This window comes from Bacillus cereus group sp. Sample62 (genome assembly GCF_036851315.1).
GTDB classification, from domain to species: Bacteria; Bacillota; Bacilli; order Bacillales; family Bacillaceae_G; genus Bacillus_A; species Bacillus_A wiedmannii.
Genome location: NZ_JAFLPK010000002.1, coordinates 234,732 through 259,672, shown reverse-complemented (window position 1 = coordinate 259,672; position 24,941 = coordinate 234,732). Strand labels below are relative to the sequence as shown.

Genomic DNA, 24,941 nt, shown 5'->3' with positions numbered 1-24,941 from the left:
GTTGATGGGAGGTACAGTTTGTATGGAAATGAAAAAAATGTTAAACAATGACCGTATTAAACCATATTTATTAAAAGCACGTTTTGGAGTTGAAAAAGAAAGTCAACGAGTTGACCTATCAGGAAGTTTAGCTAAAACGGAACATCCCAAAAGTATTTCAGTAAGAGATGAACATCCTTATATTCAGCGAGATTTCTCTGAAACACAAATGGAATTAATCACACCAGTTACTGAGACACTAGGAGATTTATTTAATTATTTAGCAGCTATCCATGATGTTGCCTATCGTTCTATGGGAAATAACGAAATGCTTTGGCCATTAAGCATGCCACCACAGTTGCCCGAAAAAGAAGAAGATATTGTTATTGCGAAACTTAATAATCATGAAAATGTTTTATATCGTCGATATTTATCTAATTCTTATGGTCGACGAAAACAAATGATTAGTGGTATTCATTACAATTTTGAATTTAGCGATAATTTGATTCAGGCATTATTTGAATTACAATCAGAAATAAAAGATTATCATCAATTTAAAACAGAAATTTATCTGAAAGTCACAAGGAATTATTTACACTATCGATGGTTAATAACTTATTTCTTCGGTGCTTCTCCTAGTAGTGAAAAGAATTTCTTTGAAATAAATCCTTTAAATGACGCCGTAAGAAGCATTAGAAATAGTAAATATGGTTATAGTAATGAAAATGATGTTCAAGTATCCTATAGTAGTTTACAGAACTATATATCTGATCTTTCTTCGCTGGTAAGTAAAGGGGTTTTATTAGAAGAAAAAGAATTTTATGCATCTGTCCGTTTAAGGGGCGGTCCTCAAGTTTCAGATTTAAAAAATCATGGGATTCGTTATATTGAATTAAGAAACCTAGATTTAAATCCTTTTGAAACATATGGAATTAGCCATGAACAAGCAGAATTTCTACATCTTTTCCTCATCTATTTACTCTGGATTGATCAAGACGATAATAATGATGAATGGGTAAAAATCGGTGATTTTCAAAATAATTTAGTGGCTCTTGAACATCCGTTAGAACATACGCAATTTAAAACAGATGCTGAGCGTATTATTGATGAGATGGAACATTTAACAGGGCTGTTAGACATAACTGTTTCGAATACCTTATTTGTTAACTTGAGAGAAATGCTAACAGATCCAAGTAAGACTTTAGCTGGAAGACTTTATAAAGAGATTATAAAAAGTAGTCAAAGTCAGGTAGCTTCCCGTATTGCTAAAGAAAATTATAAAAAAGCATGGGATAAACCATATCAACTATCAGGATTTACTGACATGGAGTTGTCTACACAAATTTTAATGTTTGATGCTATTCAACAAGGATTACAAGTAGACGTTTTAGATCGACAAGATCAATTTTTAAAACTACAGTTAGGAAATCATGTTGAATATGTGAAAAATGGGAATATGACAAGTAAAGATAGTTATATATCACCATTAATTATGGAAAATAAAACAGTAACAAAGAAAATTCTTCAACAGCATGGATTTCGTGTACCAATAGGTGAGGAATTTAGTGATATAGAAAAAGCCTTACGTTCCTATGATATATTTGCAGGAAAGCCTTTTGTCGTTAAACCAAAAACAACAAATTATGGTTTAGGAATATCTATCTTTAAAGAAAACGGAGCAAGTTACGAAGACTATCAAAAAGCACTCACAATAGCATTTAAAGAGGACTCATCAGTATTAATAGAAGAATTTATTAATGGAACAGAATATCGATTTTTTGTGCTAGATGGCAAAGTTTCTGCCGTTTTATTACGAATTCCAGCCAATGTTATAGGAGACGGTTCACATACGATTGAAGAGTTAGTCGCTCAAAAGAACCTGAATTCATTAAGAGGAATGGACCATAGAACACCTTTAGAAAATATACAATTAGGTGAATTAGAGGTCCTAATGCTTAAAGCTCAAGGGTATCGAAAAGATTCTATTCCAACAAGTGATGAAATTGTTTTTCTGCGAGAAAATTCTAATGTCAGTACAGGTGGAGACTCAATTGATATGACAGATCAAATTCCCGATGATTATAAGAAAATTGCCGTAGATGCTGTGTCGGCACTTGGAGCAAATATTAGTGGTATTGATTTGATTATTGAAAATACAGAAGTTCCTGCAGCTAATAAAAATGCTTATGGAATTATTGAGGCAAACTTTAATCCATCGATGTATATGCATATATATCCGTATAAAGGCAAATCCAGACGTTTGACCATCTGTATATTACATTATTTATTCCCTGAACTACCAAAAAAATAATTTAGAAGTCTTCGAGATGTTAGAGGGATTAGTATAAAAATTGTAAATGATGTAACAAGAGGAGACATTACTTTTTAATTAATTGGGATCTCTCAGAGGTCCCAATTTAAATTATTATTTTAGAAACAGGCGTATGAGAAATGGGTTATTGGAATGCAAGTTTGAATAAGATAAAATAGGGGAATATCAGAGGGAAATTTAGAAAGGTATTTTGACTTATTTGGTCAATCAAGAGCAAGTCAAAAAGGGATACAGACGAGATATACATGTTATCTATACTTAGGAGTAAAAACCTTAATTTAATAAGAGTTTTACATTGAATACATGTAAACAATTTGTTTGACAACGATCCTTGCAACATCGAAGTCTACAACCGTTCGTTGCCCTCAAGGTAACGGACGCGCCTTAAGGAGCTCTTAAGAGACACGGTTTATCCAAGCAAGGTTATTCGATACCTTCTCATTGCACTACCTTGAATACATTAAATACATAATTTACTTAGTTAAGATATCAAGTAGTTAACGTAGCTTATCACTCAATTCTTCTTCTTAGAATACTTTAAATATTCCTGATTTTCATAGTAGATAATACACGTACCTTGGCTGTACTCCAACGTAATAGTTGATATAAAACTTACGTTAAGCAAATTTCCACGAAATTTTCACTATTTGATTCTTTAAAAAAAGTAGTAAACTAAGTAATCGGTTCCTTAACGTACAGGAATCAGTTTAAATGTGTCTAAATTTTGTCTAAATGTACAATTTTCTTTTTTGGGTATGGTGACCCCTTATTGCTCCACCAGGTATAGAAAATCCAGAGTGGGAACCTATTAGAAAGTTTATTTATAACGACAGTACATGCAAAAAGAAAAAATCATTTAAACATTTTTTACATTATCTTCACGCGAATGGGGCAGATTCTGACTATCTTAATCCACACTATTCACAACAATATATTCAAGGAGAAGAAGAGTTTGTAACCAATTATATATATTTAGAGAATTTCTCTAATGAAATCTCAAAAATAGAAAACAAATATAACTTACAGACTATCCCACTAGACACATTAACGAGATCATGGCATCATCAGGCGCCTAAGATGATTCATAAGGGAAACTACGCTGAAGCTGACATTACAGATCCATCTTTCCCTCGGCTGCCGACATATCAGAGCTTTTATGATACGGAGGCTATAAAATTAGTTACAGATATATTTAATGAAGATTTTGAAGCGTATCATTATCTTAAAATGGATATTTCTACAATATGAATCAGTTTCAGAGTACTTAAATAATAGTCTTATTTTTAATATGGAAAACACCGTGAACACTGTTATGGTGTTTTTTTGGGTTTAACACTATATTTTTAACTTTATATAATCCATATACCTTCAAGATAAGATGTATTTGTAAAATAATGTATGATTATGACCCATTTCTACAAGTATCTCGGCTGAACCCCTCTAGGTTTTTCTGTGCATCCTTTATATATTAAAGAGCCGATTTACTCTTAGCGGGGTAAATTCTGGCTCTTTTCTTATATATATTCTCTTAGCGTGGTTTTTTTCCGAAATGCTGGCGGTACCCCTAATAAAAGCTGCAGAAGATTCCCACTTTAATTTTCTAACTGTATCATTTGCACGCTTTTATCGGTGGATAGGATTTCTTTTAGCTGTCTTCCTACCCGGATTTTGGATGGCATTACTTGCTTATCACCAAGATCAAATTCCTTTCCCTCTTCTTGCGACTGTGACTGTTGCAAGATCAGGTCTACCATTTCCAGCACCACTTGAGCTTATAATTGTTTTGTTCCTTTTTGAGATGTTCCGTGAAGCCGGTCAAAGATTACCCTCCCCCCTTGGTCAAACCCTTTCAGTGGTAGGCGGACTAATCATTGGGGATGCTGCAATCCGTTCGGGTTTTATCTCCCCTTCTGTCATTGTTATTACTGCTTTATCTGCTATTGCGGGATATACCTTAGTAAACCAAATATTAGCAGGAGCAGTATCCATACTCAGAGGGTTTGTACTATTATGTTCAATTTTGATGGGGTTATATGGATTTATGCTTGCCGGATTCGTAATCGTTCTTTATATCTCAAGATTACGTTCCTTTGGAATCCCTTACTTAGCTTTAGTTTTCCCAAAATCTAGTTCAGATTTTTTCAAGGGATTGTTTCGTTTACCGTGGAGAAGTTATAGACATAGAGTTGATTATCTCCGAACCAATGATAGTTCTAAAACGGACGAAGGAGAAGGAAAACAGTGAAGCTGCACAAAATAAAACTAATAATTATGATGCTTATCACTAGTGCAATGTTATCTGGATGTTGGAATATTAAAGAAGTTCAAGATATTTATTATGTTGCAGCTCTTGGTATAGATTTTAAAGAAGGAAAATATATAGCTTATGCTCAGTTACTTGACTTTTCTAACGTTGCTAAGTTAGAGGGGGCTAGACCTGATAAACAACCACCAGTGTGGATAGGAAGAGGTGAAGGTTTTACCATTACGGAAGCATTAAATCAATTATATAAGGATGCTCAACAAAGACTTTTTTGGGGACATGTATCTACAATAATATTAAGCGAAAGACTGCTCAGACAAGATATTAAAGACTCTATTGATTTTATTAATCGGTACCGAGAAATACGCTATAATATTCTCTTATACGCTACAAAGGAACCCATTGATGATATACTTAAAACAAAAGCCTTTTTTACATTATCGGGGTTGTCTACCATTCTCCATGAACCAAAGGAAAGGTATAAACAACGGTCTTACATACAACCTAAACAATTTTATCAATTTATTAGAGATAGTGATCCGATGGGGCAAACTGCTTATATCCCATCACTTAAAATTTCAACAGAAAATTGGAAAGAAGAATCCAAAAAAGCACCATTATTAAGAAATGATGGAGCGTTCTTTGTAAGGAATAATCGCCTAGAAGGATGGCTTTCTGAGACTGATTTAAACGGTCTAAGATGGATGGATGAAAAAAACGTTCGATCTCCTGTGTGGATTATTGAGAATGATAGCGCTGTTGTTTCCGTAGTGATAGAGAAACCTAAGATTACAATTTCCCCTATTATGAGTAGTAAGCCCATACTTTTTAATATTCGAGTTGAAGTTCAAGCTGGAATAAATGAGAAGATCAAGGAAATTAGTGATAAAGAGTTGATTACAAAAACTGAAGATATTATCAAATTAGAAATTCTAAAATCCTTTGAAAAAGGAATAGAAATAAATGCAGATATCTACAAATTAGGTGAATCATTATACCGTCAGAATCCAAGAAAATGGAAAGAAGAAGTAAAAACAGACTCGTTTTACTTAAATGAACACAGTATAAAGAATTTAAAAGTTAAAGTTAATTTAGTTAACTCCGGAAAGTTGAAGTACCAAGATGGATCCTAATATTAATTCAAACGGTATTTATAGTTTTTTAAAAAGGCCTAAGCTCTTGCAACACCGAGAAATTAGGCTTTTTTATATTGAATTCCTTAACGTTGTAAATCCGCATTTTCCTGACGCTACCCCATGCCCATCAACTTAAGAACGAAAACAAAATGAACTTTCGTTCAAACAAACTAAAAAACACGTAATGTACTTTTGGTATTGAAAAGTACACACACCAAATAAACTCTAACGAGTTTCATTTTAAAAATTATGCAGCTTTCTTTTGTTTTCCAAACCCATTATACTCATAGACAACACCCATAATATCAAAGATAGTTTTCTTCTCATATCGATGAGATTTCCGTCCATTCTTCTGTAGGAGGTCGAACAAACGGATTAAAATCTTTGTTAGATTTTGGGTGTTTCTCTGTATCGCTTGATATAACAGCGATACATGATCTTGAATCATCCCAATGGCTTTATATTCACTTAATTCTCTTTTGTTCTTTTGCAAAAGAAGTTTACGCATCTTAAACATCGTAGAAGAACAGATAAAGATGGCAATAAGTCTTCCATACACATGACATTCTAATCGCTCTTTTTTGATAGTTTGCCAATGATGAATTTGAAATAAGGATTTCCACGTTTTAAAAATAATTTCTATTTGCCAGCGAAGGGAGTAAAAGTCATGTATTTGTTCCATCGGAACAACTCCTTCAGGCGTATTTGAGACATATATGTTGATACCCGTTAATCGTTTACTCTTTTCTGAAAATGTAATACCCTTTTTACTTTCAGTGTAACTTTGTTTTTTTCTACGTTCCTGTATCTGTTTGTCTGTTAAACGATAGATAATTACACGTGTGAATAGTTTTTGATTCTTTCCAATGTAAGCTTCTTTTATTTCGTATGTTTGACCGGGTTTTAAATTGTTCATAATATGTTCTAAATCAACTTGGATATACTGTGATTGCTTTTTTACGGTTCCGTTTCGAAAGTATTCTGGAAACGGATTTTTTACATACACGGTATGGTTTAATTTTAATCTGGATATATAATAAGCACCTCGTTGATCCATTTGATCTAAGTCTTCTAATGAAAAATAACCTAAATCACGGATACATAAATCGCTTGGACGTAATGTGTCTAAGCATTCTGTTCCAAAGGTCTTATCATTATTTTTTCCTGGACCTATCTGAAAGTTTAGAAACTGTCCGCTATGTAAGTCATATTCTAATTGAATCTTGATACCCGCTGTTTGTGCACAACCACCTGATCCAGGATATACATGGGCTAAATGTTTTGGTACTTGGAAAATCGTCGCATCTAAAATACGAATTCGTTGAAAATACGTGAGCGCCGCGCTTGAAATGGCCGATGTTTCACAGATTTTACTTTTCCATAATGCCGAAAAAATATATTTCAAAAATTCAACCGCTTTTTTATCAAAGCGTTTATTGAGTCCTTCTGGACTCATAAGAGTGCCTGTGGCCGCATGTAATTGACTGCATAGTCGAACAAGCGAGTCACTCGCTGTACGTTGACTTACCCAAATACATATGGTAGCTAATTCATTTCCAGAAAACTTTCGTTTTCTTTTTACAAAACCTAATTCTTTTGCGAGTTCTTCCAAAAGAGAAGGGGTTAAATGACGATACAGTTCTTCAGAAAATAGTTGTAATTCATCTTGAATCGAAAGATTCATAAAAAATGTCACCCTTTCTAGCTAGCTTTTTAGAAAGAATAACGTTTTTTGTCACTTGGGGGTAGTGAAAATTCTTAAGTTGATGGGCATGTGACGCTACCCCTATATTAGGTTGCGCATGCATTGCTAAAATAGGATTAAGCCGGGTAAGATATAATTATTTTTCTAAATAGTCTACTTTATAATTATTTAATCCGTATATTTTGTTTTTAGGGATAATGATTTTGTTTAGTGTTATACATATTTCTTTTCTACTGTATAAACCTTGTCTCCTCCATGAATAATAAACAAGGGATCTAATTTAGCTGCTCTTTGTAATAAAAGTTCGAATTCACCACCCATCTTAAAACAGCTACCTTCAGGTCCGTTGCATCTGCTGTCTTCAAAAAACACAAAATTAAATTTATTCTTACAGTGTAATTTTTTCATTCATTCTTTCAGTAAATATTCTGAACGTCCATGTAGTGTCATAAACATCTTTTCCTTTCATAAAAATCAATAATCTATCTTTTTAATTACATGAAGATTAATTGTTAAGTTAATCAAAAAAATAAAGGTTCTATAATGAATCTTGAGAAGCAAAAATAATTGAAATCATTTGAGTATAGAGATGAAAAACTTAGATGTTGGGAACTTGTTTTTTGTGGCATCTTCAACCAGTGATGTATAGGTGCATCTTCTATGCCTCGAGATATCGCTATCCAAACTTTCTTTTCACACAGTGGGCTTATTTGGATTTTAAGTGATTTGATATGAGATTTATTGTGTTAGCGCCTTTACTAATTTTTATTGTATATAAGATAAAATGAAGGAATGGTGGAAATGAAATGTCTTTTTAAAGTTATAACAATTGCGCTTATAGCTGGGGCTATCAGCGGTTGCTCTGAGTTAGCGGAGATAGAAGAAAGAGGCTTTGTAGTAGGTGCCGCTTACGATATTGTTAAGGAAAAGAAATCTAATCCAATTATGAAAGGGACGTATCAAATGGTACTTCCCAGTAAGTTAACGCAAGAAGGTGGAAAAGGCGCAGGGAATAATTATATTGATGTGAGTGCAAAAGGAGATAGTGTGTTTGAACAAATACGAATAATCGCTAAAAAGATTAGTCGTACTTTATTTTTTCCACATATACAAGTAATCATTTTTTCTGAAGAATTACTATCGAATCCAAATGTTTTACAAAATACGTTAGATGTATACATTCGAGATCATGAAATGAGAAGAAATATTCGTCTATTTGTTTCTGAGAAAAATGCAGAAGCAATCTTGAAACAAAATGCAAAATCAGAAAATTTACCGGCACAGTATATTGATATGCTAGCTGAACACCCTCCTAAAAATGCTCAGATGGTTGAGGCAGCAAGAATTGGTGACGTGCAGGAAAAGATAATTTCAAACCGAAGTTTTGTACTACCTGTCTTAAAACCTACAAAACAGGGGATAGAAATGGATGGGGCTGCGTTGTTTCGTGGGAAGGATAACAAGTGTGTTGGAATGTTAAACGGCGAACAGACAGTGGGAATAAACTTTATAATCGGTGAAAAATTAGGAGGTTATTTTACCATACGTAAAAAGGACCAGCTTATTACATATGAAATTCATAAGCTACACCGAAAAATACAGGTATTTACTGAAAATACTACAAAACCGAAGTTTGATATTCATCTATTTCTCGAAGGTGCTTTAGCGGAGTTGCATTTTAGTGATCATAAAAAATTCATGAATGAAAAACGCTTAACGAAGGATATTTCAAAAGAGGTGGAACAAAGGATTCAAAAATCAATAAAGCTTGTTCAAAAAAAATATAAGGTAGATGTATTAGCGTTAGGAGAAGTATATAAGCGGCATAATTATAAAAAATGGAAGAAAATACGTAAGAATTGGGATCAAGGCGAAAATTATTTTAGTGATGCCCAAATTAATGTTCATGTTCATTCAATAATTGAACATTCAGGTTCAGCTTTACCCAAGAAAGTAAAATGAGTTAATTTGATTGGTTACCGAATTAGATATTAGCTGCCAAATATCAATACTAGCTATACCCCGTATTATATATTTTATTTTCATAACTTCGATTGCTTCATATACATTACCTGTATTTCTTACATAAATTATATAAGTGAACAAGCTTTTACACTTTTCTTTCAATTTCACCTTTTACTTTTCTTAATATTTTCTTTTCAACTAAAAAATTGACTGAATAATTTTTTATCAGAGGTTTGAAATAGATTAAGTAACTAGAGGTACCATGTCAAAAAAGCTTGTAATTTGGATAACATCCAAATTACAAGCTTTTTATTTTTTATTTAATTACTGCCACCAAATCCAAGCCCAAAGGTAATTTCTTATATTTCGAGGAGTAATGCGAATGAAGCGTTCACCGTCAAAGAAGCAATTTAAATTTGGAAGTGTTTCATCTGGATTTTCTGGAACAAAGGTGACGATGTTCTCGTTACTTGTAACGGTTACTGTAATTGGTGGATCGGTAGGCGAGACTTGAAGTTGTAACGAAATATTGGCCGTATTTTTAAACTCATTATTAACAGGTGGACTTATTACTTGTACTGTGAATAACACGATAATTGTTTCGTTTGGCTCTAAATTAGTGGCAACTAGGAAACCGATATTCGGATTCGCTAGTGGAGAGCGTTCACCGTTAATAAAGACAGTGCCGTTTATAAATTGTAAACCTGCTGGAATAGTATCTTGTAACGAAATATTTGAGAGTGAAATTTTGGAAGTATTTGTAATGCGTACCGTGTAATCAAAATATTGATTTAAATAAGCTGAGCTGACGGAAGCATTTTTCGTGACTGTTGTAGTTATAAATTGAACTGGTATACGAACAATATTTGAATTAACAATGAAAGTAATAATTGGATCCTGTGGTGTCAATTGAAAAGCAGCGGTAACTGTTGCAGAATTTATAATTGTACTGTTTGAAGGAATAGAAGTTACGAGGACTTGAAATGTTATAGTTGCTACTGTACCTGCAGATAAAGAACCAATATTAATACCAGTGTCTGGACGAACATTTGGAACCGAAGTACCGTTAATAGTTACGCTGTTTTCTATAAATGTTGTACCAGCTGGAATTGTGTCTATAACAGAAGTACTAATTGTCGGAATTGTGGAATCATTAAATACCTCTAATGTGAATGTAATAACATCTCCTATAACGACGATAGATTTGTCTGCTGTTTTCTCAATGTTAATTATTGGCTCGATTAATGTTGTTGTAACGGTATTTGTTTGCTTTGTAATTGTAATAGGTGGTTCATCTGGATCAATGATAACGGTATAGGAAACAGTAGCATCGTTATTAATTGTAGGTTGAAGAGTAGAAGAAGATATTGTCACTTGGAACGTAATAATGACAGAGTCATTATGAGCAAGATTTCCTAACGTAATACCATTTTCCGGATTCTCATTAGGCTGATTGATTCCGTTAATCGTAACACTACCAGCAACAAAAGTCGTATCTATTGGTATGGTGTCTATAACAAGAAGGTCTTCAATCGTTACATTACCGCTATTCATAATCGTAATTGTATACGTTAAAGTTTGAGCAGGTAAGGCATTCGTTACATCAACAGATTTTATGGCAATGACATTATCATTTTGGACAGTAGTTGTGACGGTATTTGTTGTAGTCGTATTTGTAACGGGTACGTTATTTGGGTTGACTATATAGTTAAAAGTAGTAATTGCGTTGTTGTTTAGTTCATTTGGTGTTGGAATAGTAGTCACAGTTACTTGGAATGAAACGATAGCATCTCCATCTACAATTATAGTACCAATTGGTATGCCGCTTACTGGATTCACTCCTGGAAGAGTTTCTCCGTTTACAATGACGCTATTTTCTATAAACGTAGTACCTTGAGGAATAATATCTTGAATGATTACATCATTTACTGCAACATTACCGGTTTGATTTAGTGTAATCGTATACGTTAACGCATCACCAACCGTTGCAAATGCAAGGTCAACAGTTTTATTACTATTCAAAGTCGCATGATTAATTGTTGTTACGGCAGCTGATGAAATAATAGTTTCGGTAATAGGCGGCTGGTTTGGTAACGTGTATTGGTATTCAATTGTACTCGTATTAGAGATTGGATTTGTTTGCGGAATTGAAGTAACCCGTACTTGGAATAGAATAGTTGCTGTCGTATTAGGCGGAATGTTATCAAGTTGTATCCCGCTAAGTGGATTATCATTTGGACGAGCGCTTCCATTCACAATAACACTATTCTCTATAAAGCTCGTATTTGCTGGGATGATATCTGTAACGATAATATTTTCCACTTGTATATTCCCATTGTTTGTGATGGAAATAGTGTAAGGGATAATCGTTTGTAGGTCAGCGTATTGGATAGGCGTTGTTTTTGTTGCAATTATATTAGCAGAAATAACTTCAGTGAAGGTAATATTACTAGTTGATATTTGTTCTTCGCTATTAATTGTATAACGAGAAGTGGATTGATTTTGAATACGACCACTAGCTGGAAGCGCTACGACAGTAACAGAAAATGTGACTGGGATAGAAATGTTAGGAGCAATCGTTCCTAACAATATACCGGTACTTGGATTGGCATTAAGCTGCGGAATGTTATTTACTAAAACGCTACCGTCTATAAAGGTTGTTCCACCAGGAATATTGTCTGTAAATACAAGAGCAGTAGCATCCGTATTCCCTGTATTTGTTAAAGTTGTTGTATAAGTTAAAACATCACCAATTGTTACAGAAGTCAAATCAACAGTTTTAAGTGAAACGATATCAGCATCATTAATTTGAACGAAAGTAGTGTTGGAAGTAGTCGATTTTTGAATTGGTGCAAAGTCAGGGTTGAAAATAAAGTCGTAGACGATGTTTGCAGTATTAGGTGTTGGGTTTGCAGCAGGTAAATTCGTAACCGAAACTTGGAATGTTATTGTAGCTACTTGACCTGATGTGATATTCGGGATGGAAAAGCCGATATTCGGATCTGCTGCAGGAAGTACAGTGTTGTTAACTGTTACACTCCCCGAAATAAATACTGTTCCATCTTCTATAATATCAGTAAAAAAGATGGAGTTAGTTGTAGTGGATCCGTTATTTTGAATGAGTACTGTATATTCAATAGTTTCATCAATATTAGCTAATACTGTATTAGCGGATTTTGTAGCGATAAGAATGGCATCAATAAATTGTATATTTGTAGTATTGGAAGATGTCGTTTCTGAAATTGGTGGTAAGCTTTGGTCTGGCTGATACTCATAGTGGATGACGGCGATATTATTCATGTTATTTTGAGAAGGTATCGAGTCTACATTTACTTGGAATGTAACGATAATTGTATTGTTTGGAAGGATAATATTAAGTGAGATTCCGGTACTTGGATTTTCGTTAGGTCTTGGTATGCCATCTACAAGAATGCTATCTGGAACGAATGTGGTGCCAGCAGCGATTGCGTCAATTAGGAGAGTATTTGTAATAGGTACTGTACCAGCATTTGTAACTGCGATGGTATATGTGATAATTTGACCGATGCGTGTAATGGATCTGTTAGCAGATTTAATTGCACTAACATTTGCTGTACGGACTTCCGTGTTTACTGTATTTGATAATGATCTACGCTGAATAATTGGAGAACTAGGGTCAATTTGGTATTCATATGAAGTGTCTGAGATGTTAATGACTGTATTGTCTTCAGGTATATTTGTAAGTTGTACTTGGAATGAAATAGTGACTGTTTCATCTGGTTGTATCGTGCCGAGAGTTACTCCATTTTCAGGATTCGTACCAGGCTGAATGACATTATTTATTGATAAGCTATCTTCAATGAATATTGTCCCTTCTGGAATGTTGTCAATGAACACCGTATTGTTAGCTGGAACCGTTCCGATATTTTGTAGTGTATTTGTGTAGGTAATAAATTGCCCGATGGAGACGAAAGTTACATCTGCGCTTTTAACGGAAATAATATTCGCATTTTGAAGTGATGTTGTAACAATGTTAGAATTTGCAGAGCGATTCACTGGTGGAGCTGTAGGAATACTTATATATTGGTAAGTTACTGAAGATTGATTTACAATTTCGGTTTCAGTAGGTGGATTATTTGTTTGTACTTGAAATAGTATTGTTTTGGAACTGTTTGGTGGAATCTTTCCAATTGGTATTCCGTTTTCGGGATTTGCATCAGGCTGAAGTACACCGTTAATTGTGACACTGTCGAGAACGAATGTAGTCCCAACTGGAATCGAATCTGTAAAAATAATATTTATTGCGTCAACATTGCCGCTATTTTTCACTTCAGAAATATAAAGTATAGTTCCGCCAATATCTACAGTTATTGGATTGGACGTTTTTGTAATTGTTAATTGTGCTTGCACGAAATTTGTAATGACAATATTACTTGTAGATGTTTCAGTAATAGGCGGTTGCCCTGGATCTGGTTGAATTGTATATGTTGTATTAGATTGATTTGTAATCGATTGTTGCGAGAATGGATCGTTAATAAGAACTTGGAAAGCAATAAGGTGAGTAGCGTTTGCTGCTAGGTTAGGCAAAGTAACACCTACATTTGGATTGGCACCAAGTATAGTTGTTCCGTTAAGTGTAAAACTATTGTCTACGAATGTAGTCCCTTCTGGAAGCGTATCTGAAAATATGAGATTCGTAGCTGGAATATTTCCGGTATTTTCTAGCGTTATCGTATAGGTCAAAATATCACCTGTTGTTGCTTGTTGTGCATTGACTGCTTTTAAAGAAAGAACATTCGCATCCGAAATTTGTGTGAAAGCTGGATTAGACGTAATTGTTCGAGAGATGATAGGAGCAGTTGGATCAGCGATAAAAGTATAGTCAATACGAGCTATATTAGAAATTGGATTCACGCTTGGAATGGATTGAACGATAACTTGGAATGTGACGGTGACGATTTCCGAAGGTGCAATGGAGTTTAATGAGATCCCTACGTTTGGATCAGTACCTGGAGCTGAAACACCATTAATGGTCACACTATCCGGAATAAATGCAGTTCCCTCTGGGACCAAATCTGTTAAAGTAACTGTATTTGCAGTTGTATTCCCGTTATTTTGAACGACTACAGTGTAAGTGATTGTACCGTCAGTAGACTGTACGAGGGAATCTGTATTTTTAATTACAGATAGTGATGCATCAACGACAGCTGTATTAACCGTATTAGATGAAGATGTTGCTGTAACTGGAGGTTGACTTGGATCGACAATATATGTGTAACTTGTAAGTGCTTGATTTATAATTGCTCCTTGTGGCGGAATAGAGTTTGCAAGAAATTGGAACGTAATTGTAGCAGAATCACCTGGTGCGATAATGCCAACTGGAATACCGAGAGTTGGACTTGCATCTGGAAGTGAAATTCCGTTAAGCGTAACACTATTGGGAACAAATAATGCCCCTTCAGGAACACCGTTAATGAGTAATACCGAGTTTGCAGGGAAGTTTCCAGTGTTTGTTAATGTTGCTGTATACGTAATTATATCTCCGATAGATACAATTGTTCGATTTGCTTCTAAAACCGTTGTAACAGTAGCATTATTAATTTGTGTAGAAGCACTATTAGAAGTAATTGTGCCTGTAACAGGAGGAGAAGTCGGATCAACAAGAAATTCGTATTGAACGGATGCAACGTTTGTAATTGGGTTTGAAGGCGGAGTAGATGTAACTATGACTTGGAAAGTAACGGTTAAGGAACTGTTCGTACTAACGGTTCCGATATTAACTCCGTTATTTGGATTTGCACCTGGAATGGTACTTCCATTTACGGCAAAACTATTTTCAATAAAGGTCGTTCCAGCTGGAATGAGGTCTGAGAAATTTACATTCGTAGCGTTTGTACTGCCGCTATTTTGTATTAAAACTGTATAAGTGATCGTGTCTCCAATATTCGCAAAGGCTGTACTAGCAGTTTTTACAGCTGAAAGTATTGCTGAATGAATAGAAGTAACGAAGACGTTCGTTTCCACATTGCCAGGCTGAGCCTGTAATGCATTGCCTACGTTATATTGGAAGTTAACAAATGCTAAGTTTTGGAGTTCAGGTGTGAATGTTGATGGATTGCTTACGATTTGAACTTGGAATATGATTGTTACAGTTTGATTTGGAATGATCGTATTTATGCCAATACCGCTGGTAATAGAAGTGGATGGTAATGGAGTGCCATCAACAATAACGGATCCGGCAACAAATTGTGTCCACGATGGTATCGGGTCTGAGAAAATAACGTTATTGGCAGGGATATTTCCAGTATTCGTAATTGTAGTTGTATACGTAATTGTATCACCAATCGTTGCAAAAGCTTTATCACCGATTTTAGTAGTAGTTAAAATAGCACTTTCAATTGTTGTGATAACACTATTTGAAGTAATGTTTTTTGAAACAGGAGGATTATCTGGATTAACGATATGCTGAAAGCTAACGCTAGCTTGATTCGTAATTGGATTAATAGCCGGGATTTCATTTGAAGTAATATGAAATTCTACAATGGCAGATTCGTTTGGCGCGATATCACCAATTGGGACACCTGTAATGGTGTTTGCATTTTCGATAATAGTTCCATTAAGTGTAAAACTATTTGGTTCAAAGGAAGTTCCGTCTGGAATAACGTCGGTAAAAATAACATTCGTTGCATTAACATTTCCGCTATTTGTAATTGTAACGGAGTAGATGATATCTTGCCCAATATCTACTGTTGACACATTTGAATTTTTTTGTGCAGTAAGAATAGCACTATTAATTTGTGTTGTCGTTGTATTAGATTGATTGGAAGTTGTAATAGGTGACTGGTCTGGATCAACAATATAACGATAAGTGGTAAGAGCTGAATTAGAAATAGGGTTGTTGATTGGTAGGGTTGTAACGGTAGCTTGGAATGTGATAATTGCTGCAGTACCACCGTTAATTGAACCGATATTTACACCAGTAGATAAATCAGCATTTGGAATGGTTTGCCCATTAACTGTGAAACTGTTTGGAACAAAAGTTAAATTGCTATCAAGCGTATCGATAACGGTAACATCAGTTGCAGTCACATTCCCTGTATTCGGGAGGTTAAGTGTAAATGTTATTGTATTACCAACATCCGCAAAAGTAAGATCTGTTGTTTTTGTACTTATAATATTCGCGTTGTTTATTTGAAGAAGCGTAGTGTTGGAAGTAGCCGCACTTAATACTGGAGGATTAACAGGATCAACAGTAAACTCATATGTTGTTGATGCTGTATTTGGTGCTGGATTAATAGGGGGAATGCTGTTCACTGTAACTTGAAAGACGATACTATATATTTCATTAGGCGGAAGTGTTGCAAGTAATACACCTGTATTTGGATTCGCGTCAGGTTGTAAAACACCATCGACAGTTAATGTGTTAGGAACAAATGTGACTCCATTTGGTAATACATCTGTGAATACAATATTAGTTGCATCTGTATTTCCTATATTCGAAATAGAAGTAGTGTAAAAAGCAGTTTGCCCGATATCTGCAAAGGATACACTTTCATTTTTCGTCATGGATAATAGTGCTTCTTTAATTTGCGTTGAAACAGGATTGCTAATTGAAGTTTCTGCATCAGGCGGTGAGACTAATTGGTACGATGTTGATGAGAAATTTACAATGGGGTTTTCAGTTGGTAATGACGTTACAGTAACTTGGAACGAAATTGTTACTGTAGTCCCAGCTGTTATAGTTCCGATATTTACACCGTTCACTGGATTTGCACCACTTTGAAGAATTCCATTAATAGAAAATGTGTCTGCAATAAATGCTGTTCCGCTCGGTACGGTATCTGTGAATATAACATTTTGCGCAGATGAGTTTCCATTGTTTGTTAAAGCGACAGTATAAGTGAGTGTGTCTCCAATACGACTAAAGGATTTATCGACTTGTTTTAATGAAAGAATGGTAGCTGTATTAATCGTAGTGAACACTGTGTTTGAAGTAACGGTCCTTGAAACAATAGGGGCATTAGGATCAGCGATAAATGTGTAAGAAGCAGTAGCGGAATTGGCAATAGGATTTTGGGCTGGTGTAGAAGTAGCGGTAACTTGAAATGCTATAGATATTGAGCTGTTAGGAGCAATTAATCCAATTGTAATACCTGTATTAGGGTTGAGCCCGATTTGTGTGATGCCATCTATTGTAACGCTATCAGTTATAAACGTCGTACCATCTGGTATGAGGTCAGTGAAAGTAATATTCGTAGCGTTTGTATTACCGCTATTCGTTAAAATTGTCGTATAGGTAATGGTATCACCTAGTGTTACAAGTGTTTGATCTACAGATTTCACCATCGTTATCATAGCATCTAGTACCGGGTTTGTAACGATATTTGTTGAAATAGAAGTTGTAATAGGAGTTCCGTTTGGATCGACAGTATAAGAATATAAAATTGTGTCATTACCCATAATCGAATTTGAAGGGGGAACAGAAATAACATTTACTTGGAAAGTAACAGTTACTGTTTCACCCGGTGCGATATTTGGTATAGTTACTCCCAGTGCTGGTTGTGCACCAGACTGCTGAACGCCATTTATCGTGAATGAATTTGGTATAAAGGTAATGCTAGCTGGAATAGCGCTTGTGAAAGTAATATTCGTAGCGGCTGTATTTCCTGTATTTGTAATAGTAGTTGTATACGTAATCGTATCTCCAACTGAAACGATAGATTTATCAGCACTTTTTTGGGTTGTTAAAATTGCACTATTAATAGTTGTCGAAACAGCATTAGATACATTCATTTGTGATACGGAAGGTTGGCTAGGGTCGACCACATGTGAAAATTGTACAGAACTAGAATTAGAAATTGGATTTATACTTGGAATATTTGTAACAAGTACGTTGAGAGTAATCACAGCCGTTCCGTTTGGATTTATATTTCCAATCTGAATCCCGTTAGCTGGATTTCCGATCTGCTGTGTACCAGAATCGTTTGTAAGAGTGCCAGATATGAATGTCGTTCCGTCAGGTAAAATATCTGTGAAAATTATATTTTGTGAAGTAACATTTCCAGGGTTACTTAATGTAATCGTATAAGAAATTGTATCGCCAATTGTTGCGAAAGTTTTATCTACAGATTTAACAAGTGTAATTTCTCCGGAATTTATTTGTGTCGAAACCGGATTGGATGTCGTACTTCTTGAAACGAGTGGTAAATTAGGTCCTGTCATAAATTGATAATCAATAGAAGCGCCATTTACAACTGGTGAGTTTGGCCCCCCAGGTCCAATTGTGAAAATTGGATTTGGAATGCTAACTACTTGCACGCGGAAGGTAATGTTTGTAAAATCTCCTGCAATAATATCCCCAATTGGTACCCCATTCGCTGGATTTACCCCAGGTAATAAAACCCCGCCTACTCGAACGCTATCCGCTATAAACACTGTATTATTTGGAATCGGATCTGTAAAAATGATATTCGTAGCAGTTGTGTTTCCTATATTCTCCAATAAAACAGTATACGTTAAAAATGAATTTCCAGGTGCTACGTCAGAAAATAGTCGATCCACACTTTTCGTTGCTTGAATAATCGCTTCGTTAATTTGAACTAAAGTTGGATTACTTGTAGCTGTTTCTGTCACCGGCGGCTGGGTAGGATCAACAATGATCGAGTATGTCGTGCTAGACTGGTTCAAAGTTGGATTTGTAACTGGTATTGAGCCAACGATAGCTTGAAAGCTAATTGTTGTCGTTCCTCCAACTGGAATTGAGTCTAAAGAAATCCCGCTATCTGGTCTAAATCCAAGTTGTGGGATGGTATTAATTTGTACGCTATCAGGAACGAATGAAAGTTCAGGTGGTAATATATCGATAAAAACAGGTGTGTTTGCGGTAGTATTTCCGCTATTGGTGAGGGTAGTTGTATACGTAATTGTATCTCCAACAGCAGCAAATGCACTGCTTGCAGTTTTTGTTGCGATAACGGAAGCAGTATTTACTTGTGTAAAAGTTTTATTAGATTGAACTGTTCGTGAAACTGGCGGTTCATTTATACCTACAATAAAGCTATATTGAAGCGATGATTGGTTTGGGATTGGATTCGGATTTGGGAGTGATGTAATGTTTACTTGAAAACTGAGTGTAGCAGATGCATTTGAATTCAAGTTGCCAATATTGATACCATTTTGTGGATTTGCATTAGGAATAGTTGTTCCATTTACCGTAAAACTGTTTGGAATAAATGATGTACCATTTGGAATTACATCTGTAAAAATAACATTGTTTGCGGTAGTATTACCGGAATTAGTAATGATAGCAGTGAAAGTCAGTGTATCTCCAATAGTAGCAAATCTTGAATTGACAGTTTTATTTATAGAAAGAGTTGCATCAATAATTGGCGTAACCGTCGTATTCGTAACTGTACTACCAACAGCGGGTGATTGGTTTGGATTTACGGTATATTCATAATTTACAAGAGCATTATTTGTTAATGTGCCACTAGGTGGTATCGCTAAAATTTGTGCTTGAAAAGTAATGAATACAGTATCTCCTGGGGGAATATCTGCTAAGTGAATACCAAGTGATGGATCTAACCCTGGCTGCGGAATATTATCGATAGTTACAGAGTTTGGCACAAATGAGGCGCCTGCACCGAGTCCATCTGTTAAAACTGTAGCGCTAGCAGGGATATTCCCTGTGTTCGTAACTGCAATCGTATAAGTAACGATATCCCCAATTGCAGCTGTCGGTGTATTCACTGACTTCGTAGCGACGATTGTAGCGTTATTAATTTGAGTTGTTATTACGTTACTTAACGCATTGGCGGACGCTGGAGGTAAGTTAGGATCTATGACATATTGGTACGCTGTATTGCTTTGGTTCGGGATTGGATTTGGACTAGGAATGGAATTTACTATTACTTGAAATGAGATTGTTGCACTTGTATTAGGGTTTATTGGATCAATTGCAATTCCACTTGCTGGGTTTGTATTAGGAAGTGTATTGCCATTTACTGTTACACTATTAGGAATAAATGATGTTCCGTTTGGAATTACATCTGTAAAAATTACATTTGATGCAAGTGTGTTCCCGTTATTCGTTAAAGTAGTTGTATACGTAATAATATCATTTACGTTAGCAAAGTGTTTATCTGCCGATTTTACAGCGGCAATCGTAGCGTTATTAATAGTTGTCTGTACGGTGTTAGAGGCCACCATCTGCGTTACAACTGATTTGGATGCGTCGTATGTGTATTGGAATGTAGTGCTCGATTGATTCGTAATCGGATTTGGACTAGGAATAGTTGGTACAGAAACTTGGAATGCAACAGTACGTGATGAATTCGCTCCTATCGTCCCAATTAAAATGCCATTAGCAGGGTTTGCATTTGCTATAGGGACACCGTTAATCGTTACAGTATTAGGAAGGAAGATGGTACCAGCTGGAATGATATCTGTAAACGTTACGTTAGAAGCAGGGATATTGCCGTTATTTGTTAAAATTGTTGCATACGTTATGACAGCGCCAACATCAGCGAAATTTGTACTTGTTAGTTTTGTGGCAACAATATTAGCAGTATTAATTTGCGTCGTTACTATATTGCTAGTAGCGTTTCTGACAACGGCAGGTAAACTTGGATCTGCGATAAAGCTATATTGAAGTGCAGCGCTATTTTGAACTGGATTTGGTGAAGGTAAACTATTTGCACTTATTTGAAAAACAATCGTTGTAAAACCACCTGAAGGAATGGAGCCGACTTGAAGACCGGTACTAGGGTCTGCACCTTGTTGTAAAGTACCACCTATAAAAATACTATTTGGTACGATAGTGGAGCCATTAGGGATTATATCGGTAACAATAACATTATTTGCTGTAGTATTGCCAAGATTAGCTAAAGAAATTGTATATGTGATTGGTTGCCCGACATCGGCGATAGTTAAATCTACTTCTTTGACAATCACTACATTTGCTAAATTAATTTGTGTACTTACAGTGTTACTTACAGATGTTTCTATAGTTGGTGGATCGCCCGGATTTAGAATAAAGCTATACTGTGTACTAGATGAATTTAATGTTGGATTTTGTGTTGGTAAAGAGGTGACGGTTACTTGATAAGAGACAGTAAGTGAGCCATTAGCAGCAATGGAAGGTAGTGGAACACCTATATTTGGATCTGCGTTATTTTGAAGTACACCATTAATAAGAAAAGTATTTGGAATAAAGGTAGTACCGTCTGGATTCGTATCTACGAAAGTAGGGCTATCAGCAGAAACACTTCCTGCATTCGTCAAAGTAACAGTATAAGTTAATATATCCCCTACGGTAGCGAACGCTCGATCCACTGTTTTGGCTGAAATGACATTTGCATCGTTTACTTGAGTAAATGTAGTGGTTGAAGTAGTGTTCTTACTTACAGGTGAAGTGTTTGGATCAACGATAAAGTTATAGGAGATGGAAGCGCTATTTGAAATAGGGTTTGGATTTGGAATGCTAGTGATTACTACTTGGAATGAAGCTGTAATTGTAGTATTAGCATTGATGCTACCAATATTGATGCTAGCTGGTGTAACGCCTGGCTGAGTAACACTGTTAACTATAACGCTGTTTGGGACAAAAGCGGTTCCATTCGCAATTGAATCAGATAGTAATACATTGTTCGCTGCAACATTTCCATCGTTAGTAAGAGCAAAGGTGTAAGTTAATACATCACCAACTTCCGCAAACGTTTTATCTACAGATTTATTAGCATGGAGATTTGCTAGTCTAATTGTTGATGTAACAGAATTAGAATTTGCTGTTTTTGAAGTCGGTGGCAAACTTGGATTTACAGTATATAGATAAGAAGCGAAGGCGTTATTAATGATAGGATTTTGGGTCGTAATATTGATGACTGTTACTTGAAAGGATAAGGTGAAAGTAGCTCCTCCTGGTATTGTACCAATAGGTACGAAAACGAGTGAATCTACATTTTGTAAAACACCGTTGAGTGTTACCGAACCTGGTGTTAATATCGTTCCATTTGGAAGTGAATCTGTTAGCTGTACGTTAGTTGCAGCTGTATTTCCACTGTTTGTAATAAGGATTGTATAACTTATCGTTTCGCCAATTGTGGCAAATTGTTTGTTAGTTGATTTTGTTAATGTTACATTCGCATTATTAATTTGAGTGGAAACGAGATTAGAAGAAATGTTTTTTGTAACTGGTGATTGGCTAGGGTTGACGGTATATTGATAAGAAGCGCTTGATCCATTAAATACGACGTTTGACGCGGGTATTGTATTTACTACTACTTGAAATGAAACATTTTTTGTTGTACCAGTTGGGATGGATCCAATGTTCACACCGTTAGCGGGATTTGCGCCCACTTGTGTCGTGCCATCAATTGTTACACTGTTTACAACAAAAGTTGTTCCAGTAGGAATGACATCTGTAAAAATAACATTGTTTGCATTCGTATTACCTGTACCTGTAAAGGAAACGGTGTACGTTAGTATATCACCAATATCTGCAAAATTTTTATCTACTGCTTTCGTCATTGTTACAGTAGCATTATTCACTTGAGTGGAGACAATATTCGTCGTATCAGTCCCGCTTACTGCCGGTTGATTTGGCACAGGAATGTATTGATAAGTTGTTGTACCACTATTTAATATGGGATTTGTTTACGGGATAGAAGGAACGAATACTTGAAATGAAACCGTAGTCGTAGAATTAGCAGCAATAGATCCAATTGATATACCAGTAGCGGGATTTGCGCCAGCTTGGGTAACTCCGTTCACAGTTACGCTCCCTGGAATGAAAGTAGTCCCGCTAGGAATCGGGTCCGTATATATAACATTTGTTGCAGCGATATTTCCTATATTAGCTAAGGCAATACTGTAAGTTAGCGTTTCACCAATATCGGTAAAAAGTTTATTAACTGATTTTGTGCCATTAATATCTGCGAGGTTAACTTGTGTTCCAGCAGAGTTGCTTGTTGCAAGACCGTTAAAGGTCGTTCCACCGGCGATTGGTGTATATTGAAATGTAATATTAGCAGTGTTAGAAATCGGATTTGGATTTGGCAGAGAAACGACAGTCGCTTGGAAAGTTACTGTACGAGAAGCACCATTATTGATTGTTCCAAGAGATATACCAGCGGCAGGATTTGCATTTGTTTGTGGTATGTTATCTACCATTACAGTGCCAGGTATAAAGGAAGTCCCATTAGGGAGAATGTCTGTCAAAATAACGTTATTGGCGGGAAGAAGTCCGGTATTAGGGATAGTAACTGTATAAGTGAGAATGTCTCCAATTGTAGCTACACTTTTATTCACGCTTTTCGTTGCTTGTATATTAGGTGAGTTTATATTAATTTGTAAACCGACTGTATTTAACATGTATGCATCTCCGTTAGTTGTTAAACGGATTGCGGCAGATACTTGAGAATTTGTTAAATAGGGAGAAATATCAATGGAAGTAATGTCCCAGCCTTGTCTTCCTGCAGAGATGTTTGTACCTGAAGAAGCACTTTGATTTCGCGTTCCAAATGTCCCTGTTGTATCTAAGTTTCCTGCAGCATTATTAATTTGGGAACCGAAGAAATTATTTATGGCATTATTTGGTCCGGATAAAGCGTTTAATGAACTGAAATTTGGTCCGAATAGAGCCTGATCCCCAATTAAATCAGCATCCCCTTCGGTAGAACTCAAAAATAATCGTCCGCTTACAGGTCCTCCGGAAGGTGTTAAAAATCCTGAAACAGCTACATCTGCACTACCGGTATCAGCAGAAACACGGTTACCCGCTACATAAATGGTTAAGTTTCTTGCTGGCAATGTCCCATTTTGATAAGCGACAATGAGCGTCCATCCAGAAGAATTGATAGCCCCATTAGAAGCATCTAAAGGATCAACAAGTCCAGGGACAGAGCCAGTTGTATAAGAGCCAGATCCAGCAGCTTGAACGAGAGATGTTACATCTGCAGAACGTGTATAGAATCCAAATGTGACAGATCCAGAAACGAAAGTTTGATTTGAAGCTGTAACAGCCGAAGGGGTAATTGGGTATGTTGAAACAGGTGTAGTAAAAGAAACAGGGTTTCCTAAAACACTCGTAATGTTTTGATCACGAGATAAATAGTTTCCACCCCAAACGAGTTCTGCGTAAAGAATCGTACTACCAGCAGGGATATTTAATACAGCGGTAGAACTATTTTGTGTATAGTTTAACGTTGTACCAGCAGGAAAAGTAGGTACTTGTAAAGCGGTATTCGTAGTTACGAATGCACCAATTGCCCCGATTGTACCAGCACGGTTTTGGTTACTAATTTTACTTAAACCTAGTGTGTTCCCTGTAATCGCAAGTGCCCCGTTAGTAGTGGTAGAAAATCGATTCGTAATGGGCATTTTTTCACCTCATTTGCATATAGTTTTGGTCAAAATACGATATGCATATAAACAATCAAAAGGAACATGTATAATTGAACTATAAATTCCTTCCTTAATCATTGGAAGGAATTTAATAGTAACAAGGGCTATTTTTAAATCAGTTAATATTAACATTAAAGGAAACTCCAGGGACACAAACATTGATTTATAAAACTGCATTTG

At 35.7% G+C, this 24,941-nt stretch carries 5 protein-coding genes and 2 pseudogenes; 5 read left to right on the top strand and 2 right to left on the bottom strand.

The genetic code is table 11. The annotated features are described in order from the left end of the window. The first annotated feature begins 22 nt into the window (after positions 1–22). From gshAB to J0835_RS28240, 4 genes and pseudogenes are all read left to right on the top strand, one after another. Complete coding sequence (gene gshAB / locus J0835_RS28255) at positions 23–2,290, top strand: bifunctional glutamate--cysteine ligase GshA/glutathione synthetase GshB (protein WP_000425291.1); 2,268 nt, start codon at positions 23–25, stop codon at positions 2,288–2,290. A gap of 786 nt (positions 2,291–3,076) precedes the next feature. After that, a pseudogene (locus J0835_RS28250) lies at positions 3,077–3,559 on the top strand (sulfotransferase family 2 domain-containing protein); the annotation flags it as partial. 301 nt (positions 3,560–3,860) lie between these two features. Further along, positions 3,861–4,556, top strand: coding sequence for a spore germination protein (locus J0835_RS28245; protein ID WP_000881732.1), 696 nt, complete (start codon positions 3,861–3,863; stop codon positions 4,554–4,556). After that, positions 4,553–5,707: a Ger(x)C family spore germination protein gene (locus J0835_RS28240; RefSeq protein WP_000766211.1), complete on the top strand. Its 1,155-nt coding sequence runs from the start codon at positions 4,553–4,555 to the stop codon at positions 5,705–5,707. The genes J0835_RS28245 and J0835_RS28240 overlap by 4 nt, the downstream gene beginning before the upstream one ends. 250 nt (positions 5,708–5,957) lie before the next feature. On the opposite strand, the gene J0835_RS28235 is transcribed toward J0835_RS28240, so the two are convergent. Beyond that, entirely contained in the window at positions 5,958–7,394 is a 1,437-nt protein-coding gene (locus J0835_RS28235) for an IS4 family transposase (RefSeq protein ID WP_001053964.1), read from the bottom strand. Positions 7,395–8,216: 822 nt separating this feature from the next. Between J0835_RS28235 and J0835_RS28230 the strand changes: the two genes are divergently transcribed. Further along, a complete protein-coding gene (locus tag J0835_RS28230) occupies positions 8,217–9,377 on the top strand; it encodes a Ger(x)C family spore germination protein (RefSeq protein ID WP_061531599.1) in 1,161 nt (386 codons plus the stop codon). A gap of 327 nt (positions 9,378–9,704) precedes the next feature. Here the strand turns inward: J0835_RS28230 and J0835_RS28225 are convergent. After that, positions 9,705–24,737, bottom strand: a pseudogene (locus J0835_RS28225) (beta strand repeat-containing protein). Positions 24,738–24,941 lie beyond the last annotated feature (204 nt).